Genomic DNA, 12,623 nt, shown 5'->3' with positions numbered 1-12,623 from the left:
TCACCACACTGAGATCTCGATCCCTTCGTCGGTGACATCCACGTCGCCGCGCACCGCCCAGGTCTCGCTCCGGTAGGTTTCGGTGCGAGGTGTGCCGTCCTGCCCGGTGCCGGTCACGGTGGCGACGAGGATGCCGCCGTCTGCAGTGAATTCGTCTCCGTCGAGTTCGACGGTCGGCAGCTTCTCGATGCGGTACCGGACGCCGGACACCGCCGAGAACTCGGTACCCCACGGGATCCGGATGCCGCATCCCTCCGGCGGCGCGCTTCTCGTGATTCTCGCGCATTGCTCGAGGTGCTCGTCAACGAGCTCTTGAACCTGCTCGACGGACGCCGCCGTCACCTTCGGAGCTGGCGACGAATGCGGCGGTGGAGTCTCCACGGCGGAGGGCGCCGTCGAGGACTGCCAGATCCACACCGCGGCGCCACCGAGCAGCAGCACGGCGACGGCCGTGCCGATCACCCATCCGCGACGCCTCGTCATGAGGCGGTCTCCCGTGGGTGCACGTGCCGGGTCACCGGCGCTCCACCGAGGGCCTGAAGCGCCTGATACACGCTGTCGGCGGCGTCACCCCAGCCCGAGACCGAGACATGCTCCAGTCCCTGCCAGGAGGCCGCCAGCGCGAGCTCGGCGGCGATCGGTACCGCGTCCTCCGGGCGGGCCTGCGGCTCCCACCACGCGGACTGCACGCGCAGCGCTGAGGCGGCGCGATCGGCCTTGAGGTCGACGCGAGCCACGATCCGATCGCCGACGAGGACGGGAAGCGAGTAGTAGCCGTATCGGCGCTTGTCCGCCGGCACATAGATCTCGATCCGGTAATCGAGCTCGAAGACGCGCAGCGCGCGATCGCGGAACCACACCACCGGATCGAAGGGAGTGAGCACCGCAGCGGCATCCACCCGCCGGGGGAGCACGGCATCGCGGTGCCGCCAGGCAGGAAGCGGGCGACCGCCCCGCTCCCACCCCCGCACGCTGACCGGCATGAGTTCGCCGGTGTCGACGAGGTCGGCGATCGCGGCTGTCACCGCGGCGCGATCGCGCAGTCGGTAATAGTCCGCGAGGTCGGCCTGGGTGGCGACTCCCGACGACTGCGCCGCACGCCGCACAAGCTCGCGGATCGCGTCGGCACGCGAGACCTCCTGCGATCGGATGCGGTCGGGGATCACCTGCTCGGCGAGGGCGTATGTGCGCTCGAATCCGCGGCGTCCGCTGATCGCGACATCACCGGTGCGCCACATGTGCTCCAGCGCGAGCTTGACGTCATCCCAGTCCCACCAGGTGCCGCGCTCACGCGGTGCATCAGCACGGAGATCGGCCGGGCGCAGCGGACCGCGGACGCGAAGCTCGTCCTGCACCCAGCTCAGTGTCCGTGCGTTGGCGCTCACCCAGGAGTCCTCACTCGACCAGCGCCGGCGGAAGTCATCCATCCGGAACTGCCAGAGCGGCCAGTCCTCGACGGGGATGAAGGTGGCCTCGTGAGCAAGGTACTCGACATAATGCGTGGTGCGCGAGAGGAAGACCCGGTCGAGCAGAGCCGGATCGTAGGACCCGAGGCGGGAGAACAGCGGCAGGTAGTGGGAGCGTGCGAAGACGTTCACCGAGTCGATCTGCAGCACTCCGAGGCGGTCCATCACGCGATGCACATGACGCGATGCGACCGATGACGGGCGCGATCGCGTGAATCCCTGAGCGGCCAGCGCGATCCGGCGCGCCTGCGCGGAGTTGAGGGTCTCGGTCACTTCGCCAGCGTATCGGCGCCCGCGGACATCACCGGTCAGCCGGACCCCGCGGTCAGCAGTCGCCAGGACGTGCGCTCTAGACTGACCGGATGAGCGATCCGTTGCGACCGAGACTGAGAGACCTCTTCCGCCCGCGCCCGATCTCGACGGAGCGCACGGTGACGACCGAAGCCGACGAGGCCGTCCCATACGGGCTGCGCGTCGGGGCCGGGTATGCCTGGCGGCTGCTGATACTCGCCGCCGCGATCGGCGTCTTCATCTGGCTCGTCATCACGCTCAAGTACCTCGTGATCCCGCTCATGGTGGGGATCCTGATCACCGCTCTGCTCTGGCCGGCGTTCGAATGGATGCTCCGCCGACGGTTCCCGCGCTGGCTGGCCGTCGCCCTGGCGAGCCTCGGCACGCTGGCGATCGTCACGGGTCTGATGTGGCTCGTCGTCTGGCAGATCCGAGTGGAGCTCCCCGAAGTCCAGACGAGTACCGCTCAGTCGATCGAGAACTTCCAGACCTGGCTGCGCGAAGGACCGCTGCAGCTGTCCGGCGATCAGATCGCCGACTACCTCGCTCAGGCTCAGGTTCTGCTCGAGGAGCAGGGGCAGGCGCTGTTGTCAGGGGCGCTCGCCGTTGGGTCCACTCTGGGGCACGTCGTCACCGGCGCGCTGCTGTCCTTGTTCGTGCTGGTCTGCCTCCTCGCCGACGGCGGAGGCATCTGGCAATGGACGGTCAAGATCTTCCCGCGCAACGCCCAGCCCGCCATCGACGGGGCTGCGCGCAACGGTTGGAAGACCGTCGTCAACTACGCCAGGACTCAGCTGTTCGTGGCCACGATCGACGCGATCGGGATCGGACTGGGAGCCTTCCTGCTGCAGGTGCCGCTGGCGCTGCCGGTCGCCGTCCTGGTCTTCCTCGGATCGTTCATCCCGATCGTCGGAGCCGTCGCCACCGGTGCCATCGCGGTCTTCCTCGCGCTGGTTTACAACGGTCCGTGGATCGCGCTCTGGATGCTCGTGGTCGTCCTCGGCGTGCAGCAGGTCGAAGGACACATCCTGCAACCGATCCTGATGGGATCCGCCGTGAAGGTGCATCCGCTCGCCGTCGTCCTCGTGGTCGCCGGCGGTGCGATGATCGGCGGGATCCCCGGCGCCCTCTTCGCGGTGCCGCTCGCGGCATTCGTCAACGTCGTGGCCGTGACATTGACGTCCGGCTCTTGGCGAACCGGCGACGTCCCGCAGGGTGACCTGATCTGGAGCACAGTGCCGCGACAGCGGCGGAGGAGCAATCGATGACCGCAGTTCCCGGCCTGAACGAGTTCGAGGAAGCAGCACGCAGCCTTGCCGAGATGATCACCCACACGCCGACGCTGCCCTCCCGGGCGCTGTCGGACGTGCTCGGGGCGCCCGTCCTGCTGAAGATGGAGAACCTGCAGCGGACGGGGTCGTTCAAGATCCGCGGTGCCGCGTACCGGCTCTCCCGGCTCACCGCAGAGGAACGCGCACGCGGCGTGGTGGCGGCATCCGCAGGCAACCACGCGCAGGGTGTCGCTCTCGCCGCCCAGGCGCTCGGCATCTCGGCCACGATCTTCATGCCGCTCGGCGTGCCGGTGCCCAAGCTCCTCGCCACCCGCGGTTACGGGGCGGACGTCGTTCTCGAGGGTGAGACCGTGGCGACGTCGCTGCGCCTGGCGGCCGATTTCGCCGAGCGCACCGGGGCCGTCCTCATCCACCCCTTCGATCACCGCGACGTGGTGATCGGCCAGGGGACGCTCGGCCTCGAACTCCTCGAAGACGCACCGAACGTCGACACCATCGTCCTCGGCATCGGCGGCGGCGGCCTCATCGCCGGCGTGGCAGCCGCGGTCAAGGCGCGTGCGGCCGAGCTCGGGCGGGAAGTGCGGATCATCGGCGTTCAGGCCGAGAATGCGGCCGCGATGCCGCCTTCGCTCGAGGCTGGACACCCGGTCGACATCGTGACCCGCCCGACCATCGCGGACGGCATCCTCGTGGCGCGTCCTGGCGCCATCCCGTTCGACATCATCAAGGATCTGGTCGACGAGGTCGTCACCGTCTCGGACGACGATCTGGCGCGCGCCATCCTCGTGCTCCTCGAGCAGGCGAAGGTCGTCGTCGAGCCCGCCGGCGCCGCGGGAGTCGCTGCGATCCTGGCCGGCAAGGTATCCGCGACCGGTGTGACCATGGCCGTGCTCTCCGGCGGCAACATCGACCCGCTGCTCCTGCAGCGCGTCGTGTCGCACGGACTGGCGGCATCCGGCCGTTACCTCACGCTCCGCATCCCCCTTCCCGACCGCCCCGGCCAGCTGGCCCGCGTGTCCGAGCTCATCGCCGAGGCAGGGGCCAACGTCATGGAGGCCATGCACACCAGGCACGGGCACGGCCTGCAGATCAGCGAGGTCATCCTCGAGCTCAGCGTCGAGACGCGCGGACCCGAGCACTCCGAGCACACGTTGGACACGCTGCGCCGCGCCGGTTTCGAACCGGTCGTGGTTCCGGACTGAGCCCGGCGGCGCTCTATCGGCAGACGAATGCCCCCGGATCCGCGGATCCGGGGGCATTCGTGCGGATGGGGCCGGCTCAGCCGGTGTACGTCTCCACGTTGACGATCTCGACGGCGATCGACTTGCCGTTCGGGGCCTCGTAGGAGGACTTCTCGCCGACCTTGAGACCGAGGATGGCCTGTCCGAGCGGGCTGGCCTCGCTGTAGACGTCGAGGTCGCTGCCCGCAGCGATCTCACGGCTGCCGAGGAGGAACACCTCTTCGCCGCCGGCCACGTTCGCGGTGACGACGGTTCCGGGCTCGACGATGCCGCGGCTGGCCGGTGCCTCGCCGACCTTGGCCGTCTTCAGCAGACCCTGCAGGGTGCGGATGCGCGCCTCCTGCTTTCCCTGCTCGTCCTTGGCGGCGTGGTAGCCGCCGTTCTCCTTGAGGTCGCCCTCTTCGCGGGCCGCTTCGATGCGCTTCGCGATCTCCTCGCGCCCGGTGGTGGACAAGTGCTCCAGCTCGGCGACGAGCCGGTCATACGCTTCCTGCGTGAGGAAGGGAACCTGAGCGTCGATGGACATGACGAAGCTCCTTCTATCGGTATCCGCCGACGTCCTGCGGGGGATATGCCAAGACGCCCCGGCACGTGCCAGGGCGTCGTCTGTGTGGCACGAGTCTAAGCGACCCAGCAGGTGTTCACCAAACCTGTGGTGGCCGCCGCGACGGTGGGGATGGTCTCGGAAAGGCTCCGCGTATGGCCCTCGCCGGCCGGGATCTCGACCACTTTCCAGCCCACCACGCCGAACTCCTCGTCGAGGGCCTCCAGGACGCAGACCACGTCCTTGCCCTGTACACCGCTGATCTGGAATCGCAGGTCTACGCGGTGCGCGTCGACGAGATCGAAGCCCAGATCGTCGGCATCGACCGAGCTCATCGACTGGCTCACCGTCGACCAGCTGAGCGCACCGACAGCGAGCACGGCGATGGCACCGCCGACGATCCACGGCATCCGCCGCCGACGGGTGCGGCCATAGCGTTCGTCGAGCTCTCGTGCGGTCGTCACAGTGGGGGTCTTCCGGTCGTTAGGCTGGTGGTTCCAGGTTATGCGACCTGCGCACGAAAGGCGGACTCATGCTCGTTCTCACCGGGACCGAGACTCCGATGCCGACGCCGACCATGACGGTCGCGCCGGAAGCGGTCACTCCCGGATTCGTGGGCTTCGCCGTGATCGTGATCGTGCTGATCGCCGTGATCCTGCTGATCTGGGACATGAACCGCCGCATCCGTCGCGTCCGCTACCGCGAAGAGGTCAGGGTCGAGCTCGACGCCGAGCAGGCTGCCCACGCGGCTGATGAGGCCACGGAGACCGACGCAGATCTGCCGATCGTTCGTGAAGGCGACGACGACCCGCGCGCCACCTGATCAGCCTCCGGCGCCGGGCAGGCCGAGTGAGGGTGCCAGCGGATCCAGCGCGATGAGCAGGCACGCGAACCAGTGGCACAGGAACGCGAGCACCGTGCACACGTGGAAGATCTCGTGGAAGCCGAAGTGCCCTGGCCAGGGGTTGGGCTTCTTCATCGCGTAGACGATCGCCCCGCCCGTGTAGAGCAGACCGCCGATCACGACGAGCACCATCATCGTCGCGTTCGCGTACAGGAGATCGGCCATGTACATCACAGCCGCCCAACCGAGCACGAGGTAGAGCGCGACGTACAGCCACCGCGGTGCATTGATCCAGAAGACACGGAACAGGATGCCGAGCAGGGCCCCGGACCACACCAGGATCAGCAGCAGTCCGCCCTTCTCCGGAGGCAGCGCCAGCGTCGCGATCGGTGTGTAGGTGCCGGCGATGAGCAGGAGGATGTTGGCGTGATCGATCCTCTTCAGCACCGCCTTCGTCTTCGGACCCCAGTCGAACCGGTGGTAGAGCGCGGAGTTGCCGAACAGCAGCAATGACGTCGCCATGAACACGGCAGCGGACCACTTCGCCGGAGCCCCCTGCGCGAGAGCGATGAGGACGATACCGGCGATGATCGCGACCGGGAAGGTGCCCGCATGGATCCATCCGCGCCAGGTCGGCCTGATCTCGGCCTGCGCATCATGCTGCGCTTCCGCCATGAGCGGCAGCTGAGGGACATCGGGCGGCGTAGAAGTGCTCACGTGCTCACTCTAGGCGTGCGACCATGCCGGGATCTGCACATACCGTCAGCATCCGTGCCACTCGCATTCAGCGTGGGCGCGATAGCGTAGGGAGGTGATTTCACGCGACAGCCAGGGGCGAGGGCCGCTGTACCGGCTCTACAGCAACCGGCTGCGTCGACACCTCGATCCGGCATCCGTTCCGCACCACGTCGCGATGATGATCGACGGCAATCGTCGATGGGCCCGCCAACTCGGCTATGACAGCGCCGCAGAGGGGCATCGAGCCGGAGCAGCGAAGATGCGCGAGTTCCTCGGGTGGTGCGATGAGCTGGGCGTGCGCGTGGTGTCGCTGTACCTGCTTTCCAGCGACAACCTGCGCAAACGCGACTCGGCGGAACTCGACGACCTCATCGAGATCATCGCGGAACTGGCAGAAGCGCTGTCGCGAGAAGGCAACTGGCGGGTCAAGCACGTCGGCAGGGCCGACATCCTTCCGCCGGAGCTCGCGCGCGTGCTCGCCGATGCCGAGGCCCGGACCCGCACGCACACCGGACTCCACGTGAACCTCGCCGTCGGCTACGGCGGACGCAACGAGATCGTCGACGCCGTGCGCAGCATCATCGCCGCGCACGAGGCATCCGGCGGCACCCTGGAAGACCTCGCCGCACACCTCACCCCCGAGATGATCGGCGAGCATCTGTACACCGGCGGACAGCCCGATCCCGACCTCGTGATCCGCACCAGCGGGGAGCAGCGACTCAGCGATTTTCTGCTCTGGCAGAGCGCGCACAGCGAGTTCTACTTCGTTGAGGCGCTGGGCCCGGATCTCCGCCAGGTCGACTTCCTGCGTGCGATCAGGGACTACAGCGACCGCGATCGCCGCTTCGGGCGCTGATCGGAAGCCGGCGCGCCGAGCCTGTCGAAAGCGCACCGTGCCACAATGTCGCGGTGAGCACTTTCGACGACTACCTCGCAAGCTTCGGCGGCGAGCCGGGCTACCTCAACTGGGCGGCGTTCGGACCGCTCGCGCCGTCGGTGCGTGCGGAAGTCTTCGCAGATGCGGATCTGCTCGGCAGCGGCCGTCCGTCTTCGGTGGCGCTGGTGGCCGAGCGGATCGGGCAGGCGCAGGAGCTGGTGGCGGCGCTGCTCGGGGCGGATGCCGCGGACGTGACGCTGCAGCCGTCGTCGACGCACGGGCTCATGCAGGCGCTGTACGGACTCGGCGGGCATGTGATCGCCTCGACCGGCGAGTTCCCGAGCGTCAGTCTGACGCTGGAACGCGCAGCGCAAGCCTCTTCCGGGGCACTGACCGCCCGCTGGATCACACCGGCGGACATGCGCGTGACACCGGATGCCCTCGCCGAGGCGCTCGACGACGATGTCACCGCGCTCGCCGTCAGCCACGTCGACTTCCGCACCGGGTACCGCACGGATCTCGCGGCGCTCCGCGAGGCCCTGGGCCCGAACCGTCTGCTCATCGTCGACGCCGTGCAATCCTTCGGCATCCTCGATGACGACTACTCAGCGGCGGACGTCGTGGTCGGACACGGCTACAAGTGGCTTCGCGCCGGCCGCGGCACGGGTTTCGCCTGGTTCTCGTCGCGGGCACGAGAACGCATCGCCCCGGTTCTGAGCGGTATCACCGGCACAGTGGCGGAGGGACTCTTCGTCGATGAGTTGCCGGCCCCGGCGGCATCCGCTCAGGCCTACACGATCAGTTCCCCCGACCACCTCGCTGCGGCGCGCCTCGCGGTCGGCCTCCGCGAGATGCACGATGTCGGCATTTCGCTCATCGAGGCGCGTCTGGCCGAGCAGGTCGACGCGGTGATCGAGATCGCAGACCGTCACGGGATCGAGGTGCGCTCTCCGCGGGAACGCGACGCGCGCGCGGGCATCGTCGCGCTCGCTCCGGAGGAGCCGGCGCGCATGGCGGCGGCGCTCACCAACGCCGGAGTCGTGATGACGGCGCGGGGCGAGACTGTGCGGATCGCGCCGCACGCGGGCACCGACAGCGAGACATTCCGGATGCTCGACGAGGCGATCGCGGCATACGGCAACGAGACGTTAATCAGCGCGTAACCGATTGCTGGCGTGTCGAGCCCGACGTATGTCGGTGCGGCGTCGTACCTTCTAGGCATCGGGCATGGCGCCCGATCGGGTCGGCCTTCAGGATCGCGACTCGTGGCCCCCTGGTCGACTCGTTCGCATAGCCGGGAAACATCCCGGGTCGGGAGTGGGTCGTGACCACACGTACAGCGCAGCAGTCCACCAGCACCGCGCAGCAGGCCACCCGAAAGACCGCGCGACGGTCGTCCTCAGCAGATCCGGATCAGGATCTGCGCACGTACGTGCTCGACACGTCCGTGCTGCTGAGCGACCCGCAGGCGTTCTTCCGATTCGCCGAGCATTCGGTCGTGCTTCCGGTCGTCGTCATCAGCGAGCTCGAGGGCAAGCGGAACGACCCGGAGATCGGCTACTTCGCGCGTCAGGCTCTTCGGCACCTCGATGATCTGCGCGTCGAGCACGGCCGGCTGGATTTCCCGGTCGAGGTCGGCGAAGGCGGAACCCTTCGCGTCGAGCTCGGCAACACCGACCAGTCGGTGCTGCCGGTCGGCATCCGACTCAGCGACAACGACAGCCGCATCCTCTCGGTGGCCATGCACCTTTCCCAGGACGGTCAGGAGGTGACGATCGTCTCGAAGGACCTGCCGATGCGGGTGAAGGCGGCGTCGCTCGGACTCCGGGCGGAGGAGTACCTCGCCGAGCAGGCCATCGATTCCGGCTGGACCGGCATCTCGAACCTCGACATCTCCGGTGATGACATCAGCGACCTCTACGAGAGCGAAGTCGGCATCAGCGAGGAGGCGCGCGGCATCCCGGTCAACACCGGTTTGATCATCCACTCCGAACGGGGCTCCGCACTCGGGCGGGTCACCGGCGACGGTGAGTACCGGCTGGTGCGCGGTGATCGAGAGATCTTCGGAATGCACGGGCGCTCGGCCGAGCAGCGGATCGCGATCGACTTGCTCCTCGACCCTGAGGTGGGCATCGTCTCGCTGGGGGGACGGGCAGGCACCGGCAAGTCGGCGCTGGCACTGTGCGCGGGTCTCGAAGCCGTACTCGAACGACAGCAGCAGAAGAAGATCATCGTCTTCCGGCCGCTGTTCGCCGTCGGCGGGCAGGAGCTCGGGTACCTTCCCGGCGACCAGGGCGAGAAGATGGGGCCCTGGGGTCAGGCGGTCTTCGACACGCTCGGCTCGGTGGTCTCCGGCAACGTGGTCGAGGAGGTCCTCGAGCGGGGCATCCTCGAGGTCCTGCCGCTCACTCACATCCGCGGTCGTTCGCTGCACGACGCCTTCGTGATCGTCGACGAGGCGCAGTCGCTGGAACGCAACGTCCTGCTGACGGTGCTGAGCCGGATGGGGCAGAACTCGCGCGTGGTCCTCACCCACGATGTCGGCCAGCGCGACAACCTCCGGGTCGGTCGCCACGACGGCATCGCCAGCGTGATCGAGACGCTCAAGGGGCACGACCTGTTCGGTCACGTCACCCTGACGCGATCGGAGCGCTCGGCGATCGCCGCTCTCGTCACGGAGCTGCTGGAGGGCGGAGAGCTCAGCTGAACAGACATCGACAGCGGATGCCGTCCAGAGGGCGGCATCCGCTGTCGTGTGTGACGGGGTATCCGCCGCTGTCGCTGATGCCCGCGGGAGGGAACACAGATGCCGCGCGGAGCGAGTCCGCGCGGCATCCGGGTGAGCTCAGGCCTCTGCGTCGGGCGCTTCGGCTTCACGCTTGCGGCGGCTGAGGAACGCGATGCCCGCGGCGGCCAGCAGTCCGGCGCCGGCGAGGATCCCGCCGAGCGGGTCGGCACCTGTCGCGGGCAGCTGCCCGGTTCCCGGCTTCGTCCCTGGCGTGCCGGGGGTTCCCGGTGTTCCGGGCGTGCCAGGGGTGACGGTCGGCGAGGGCGTCGGCGACGGATCCACCGTGGGGGTCGGCGTCGGTGTGGGCTCGATGTCCAACGGGAAGACCTGGACCACGGACGGCCGAGGGATGTTCAGCGTGCCTCCGCCGGCGCCCGCGAGCGGGGCGGGGCGCATCGAGTCCGGGAACTGCGAGGTCGGCTGCTCGTAGCTGCCGTCTTCGCCCGGGTGCTGAACCGAGACGAAGACGCGCTGCTCATCGTCGTGGATGACCGGACCGCAGGTCTCGGCTTCGCGGGCCACCGACAGGAACTGCTCGACGTTGCCGCGCTCCGGTCCGTCCAACGTCACGCGGAACAGGCCATCGTTGTAGCCGATGACGCCGGGCGCGCCGTCGGTGGAGATCCACAGATTTCCGGCGCTGTCGAACGCGAGGTTGTCGGGGCAGGAGATCGGAGAGACCTGATCGGCCGGGAAGCCGGAGAAGTACGCGGTCGAGTTCGTCGCGGGGTCGCCTGCGACGAGGAGAAGCGTCCACGAGAACGCCGTCGCCGTCTGATCGCCACCGGCCTCGGTGATCTCGATCACGTGGCCGTCGCGGTTCTCGTTGCGCGGGTTGACCTCGTCGGGGCCGGCCGAGCCGGCAGTACCGCGCTTGGTGTTGTTGGTGCACGCGACGTAGACACGGCCGGTGACAGGGTTCGGCTCGACGTCCTCCGGGCGGTCCATCTTCGTCGCACCGACCTTGTCCGCAGCGAGGCGCGTATAGACGAGGACTTCCTCGACCGACATCCCCTCGACGACGGACGCACCGCCGACGACCAACGGCAGCCACTGGCCGCTGCCGCCGAATCCGCCGTCCGTGGGCACGGCGCCGGATCCGTCGATCTCGACCGCAGGCGAGTCACCGGCGAAGCGGGCGACGTAGAGGTCGCCGTTCTCGAGCAGTGTCATGTTGTGCGCCCGGTCGCCCTCGATGAACGAGTCGCGCGAGACGAACTTGTACAGGTAGTCGAAGCGCTCGTCGTCGCCCGTGTAGGCGACGGCCTTGCCGTTCTTCGCGATGATGACGTTCGCGCCCTCGTGCTTGAGGCGTCCGAGGGAGGTGTGCTTGCGAGGCACCGACGTCGGGTCCGTCGGGTCGATCTCGACGATCCAGCCGAATCGGTTGACCTCGTTCTCGAACCCGGGTGCGCGGGCGTCGAACCGAGGGTCGACGTGCTCCCAGCCGCGGGCTGTCTCGGCATCCTTCAGGCCGTAGCGCTGATCGCTGGCCGACGTGCCGACCGAACGGAAGTAACCGTTGAAGTTCTCCTCACCGCTGAGGATCGTGCCCCAGGGCGTCGTGCCCCCGGAGCAGTTGCCGAAGGTGCCGAGCGGCGTCGTGCCGGCAGGATCTGCGGCGGTCTGCAGCAGCGCCGAGCCGGCAGCCGGGCCGGTGAAGGCGTAGGGCGTGTCATCGAGGAAACGACGGTTGCGCTGGCCGCCGACCACCGGGCTCCAGGAGGCCGTCTCGTCGGCGCGGGTGAGGTCGACCACGCTGAGGCCGTGGGCCTTCAGGCCGACGCGGCGCACCCGGTCGAGGTCTCCGGCGAGCTGGTCGGCGGGGAACATGATTCCCTCATTGGTGTACTCGTGATTGACGAACAGGATCGCCGTGGTGGGCGACGTCCGGATCACATCTGTGTAGTCGACGTTGTAGCCGAACTGTCGTGCCTGAGCCTCGGGCGTCTGGTCGGCCGCGTCGAAGGCGGGGCTGTCGTTGAACATCGGATCGCCCCAGCGGATGATCGGCGCCCAGTCGAAGCCGGTGGGGACGACGAAGCTGTCGACCGTGTAAGCGACCGGGTCGATCGGCGTGAATCCGAAAGCGCCGGTCGCTCCGACGGGAGCCATCGGCACTCCCGACGCGGCGGTGGCGGACTGCGCACCGGTCAGCGCGGGGGCGAGCACGATGCTCGCGACGGCGGCGGCACCGAAGCCGAGTACGGAACGGCGGGACAGCTGTGCGTCGATGATGTCGCGGAGGTAGCCGTTCGACGAGGTGTTGCACACCCCGTCCGCGCACGCGTTCGCGCACTTCAGGTGGCAGGTGACTGCACTGCGCTTGCCTCGCACGTGACCTGCCATGGGCAGGCTCGTTCGACCGATGTTCATGACCACGGGGACTCCTCAAGCGGGGGTGTTCGGGGGAGCAGAGCGCTCGTGCCCCAGCAGACCAAGCCCGGGTGTCCGGCAGGTGAACCTCAGGAAAAATCGGGCTGTACCGAAGGCGGAGAAAAGGCCGACCGCGTTGCTGGGAGGTGTGTTCTGGGTAGGTCCG

12 protein-coding genes are annotated in these 12,623 nt (G+C 68.2%); 6 read left to right on the top strand and 6 right to left on the bottom strand.

All coding sequences use genetic code 11. The features are described 5' to 3' along the window. Both MRBLWO13_RS17890 and MRBLWO13_RS17885 read right to left on the bottom strand, forming a co-directional pair. The gene (locus tag MRBLWO13_RS17890) at positions 1–483 is read right to left on the bottom strand and encodes a hypothetical protein (RefSeq protein ID WP_341975440.1); all 483 of its coding nucleotides are present in this window, start codon (positions 481–483) and stop codon (positions 1–3) included. Continuing rightward, complete coding sequence (locus tag MRBLWO13_RS17885; protein ID WP_341975439.1) at positions 480–1,739, bottom strand: crosslink repair DNA glycosylase YcaQ family protein; 1,260 nt, start codon at positions 1,737–1,739, stop codon at positions 480–482. Before MRBLWO13_RS17885 ends, MRBLWO13_RS17890 begins: the two co-directional genes overlap by 4 nt. Positions 1,740–1,828: 89 nt before the next feature. Here MRBLWO13_RS17885 and MRBLWO13_RS17880 point away from each other — a divergent pair, with 89 nt between their 5' ends. Further along, complete coding sequence (locus MRBLWO13_RS17880) at positions 1,829–3,025, top strand: AI-2E family transporter (protein WP_341975438.1); 1,197 nt, start codon at positions 1,829–1,831, stop codon at positions 3,023–3,025. Beyond that, the gene (gene ilvA, locus MRBLWO13_RS17875; RefSeq protein WP_341975437.1) at positions 3,022–4,251 is read left to right on the top strand and encodes a threonine ammonia-lyase; all 1,230 of its coding nucleotides are present in this window, start codon (positions 3,022–3,024) and stop codon (positions 4,249–4,251) included. The genes MRBLWO13_RS17880 and ilvA overlap by 4 nt, the downstream gene beginning before the upstream one ends. Positions 4,252–4,327: 76 nt before the next feature. Here ilvA and greA read toward each other — a convergent pair whose 3' ends face one another. Beyond that, entirely contained in the window at positions 4,328–4,816 is a 489-nt protein-coding gene (gene greA, locus MRBLWO13_RS17870; protein ID WP_102192396.1) for a transcription elongation factor GreA, read from the bottom strand. 95 nt (positions 4,817–4,911) lie between these two features. Next, complete coding sequence (locus tag MRBLWO13_RS17865) at positions 4,912–5,298, bottom strand: DUF4307 domain-containing protein (protein ID WP_341975435.1); 387 nt, start codon at positions 5,296–5,298, stop codon at positions 4,912–4,914. Positions 5,299–5,366: 68 nt separating this feature from the next. On the opposite strand from MRBLWO13_RS17865, the gene MRBLWO13_RS17860 reads away from it, so the two are divergent. Continuing rightward, positions 5,367–5,657 carry a hypothetical protein gene (locus MRBLWO13_RS17860; RefSeq protein ID WP_341975434.1) on the top strand — a complete coding sequence of 97 codons (291 nt, stop codon included), beginning with the start codon at positions 5,367–5,369 and terminating at the stop codon, positions 5,655–5,657. Here the strand turns inward: MRBLWO13_RS17860 and MRBLWO13_RS17855 are convergent, their stop codons facing one another. Continuing rightward, a complete protein-coding gene (locus MRBLWO13_RS17855) occupies positions 5,658–6,353 on the bottom strand; it encodes a hemolysin III family protein (RefSeq protein ID WP_341978481.1) in 696 nt (231 codons plus the stop codon). Between the two features lie 139 nt (positions 6,354–6,492). Between MRBLWO13_RS17855 and MRBLWO13_RS17850 the strand changes: the two genes are divergently transcribed. From MRBLWO13_RS17850 to MRBLWO13_RS17840, 3 genes are all read left to right on the top strand, one after another. After that, complete coding sequence (locus MRBLWO13_RS17850) at positions 6,493–7,272, top strand: isoprenyl transferase (RefSeq protein ID WP_341978479.1); 780 nt, start codon at positions 6,493–6,495, stop codon at positions 7,270–7,272. A gap of 53 nt (positions 7,273–7,325) precedes the next feature. Then, positions 7,326–8,456, top strand: coding sequence for an aminotransferase class V-fold PLP-dependent enzyme (locus MRBLWO13_RS17845; RefSeq protein WP_341975432.1), 1,131 nt, complete (start codon positions 7,326–7,328; stop codon positions 8,454–8,456). 161 nt (positions 8,457–8,617) lie between these two features. Beyond that, positions 8,618–10,000, top strand: a complete 1,383-nt coding sequence (locus tag MRBLWO13_RS17840; RefSeq protein ID WP_341975431.1) for a PhoH family protein — start codon at positions 8,618–8,620, stop codon at positions 9,998–10,000. Positions 10,001–10,138: 138 nt separating this feature from the next. Here MRBLWO13_RS17840 and MRBLWO13_RS17835 read toward each other — a convergent pair whose 3' ends face one another. Then, entirely contained in the window at positions 10,139–12,457 is a 2,319-nt protein-coding gene (locus tag MRBLWO13_RS17835) for a PhoX family phosphatase (RefSeq protein WP_341978477.1), read from the bottom strand. Positions 12,458–12,623 lie beyond the last annotated feature (166 nt).

Origin of the sequence: Microbacterium sp. LWO13-1.2, from assembly GCF_038397725.1 — a bacterium.
Classification (GTDB): domain Bacteria; phylum Actinomycetota; class Actinomycetes; order Actinomycetales; family Microbacteriaceae; genus Microbacterium.
This window is presented reverse-complemented; position numbering and strand designations above follow the sequence as displayed.

Bases quoted from the DNA above. Each gene is read 5' to 3' on its own strand.
- MRBLWO13_RS17855 (WP_341978481.1), bottom strand. From the start codon at position 6,353: ATGGCGGAAGCGCAGCATGATGCGCAGGCCGAGATCAGGCCGACCTGG.
- MRBLWO13_RS17835 (WP_341978477.1), bottom strand. From the start codon at position 12,457: ATGAACATCGGTCGAACGAGCCTGCCCATGGCAGGTCACGTGCGAGGC.
- MRBLWO13_RS17880 (WP_341975438.1), top strand. From the start codon at position 1,829: ATGAGCGATCCGTTGCGACCGAGACTGAGAGACCTCTTCCGCCCGCGC.
- MRBLWO13_RS17890 (WP_341975440.1), bottom strand. From the start codon at position 483: ATGACGAGGCGTCGCGGATGGGTGATCGGCACGGCCGTCGCCGTGCTG.
- MRBLWO13_RS17860 (WP_341975434.1), top strand. From the start codon at position 5,367: ATGCTCGTTCTCACCGGGACCGAGACTCCGATGCCGACGCCGACCATG.
- ilvA (WP_341975437.1), top strand. From the start codon at position 3,022: ATGACCGCAGTTCCCGGCCTGAACGAGTTCGAGGAAGCAGCACGCAGC.
- greA (WP_102192396.1), bottom strand. From the start codon at position 4,816: ATGTCCATCGACGCTCAGGTTCCCTTCCTCACGCAGGAAGCGTATGAC.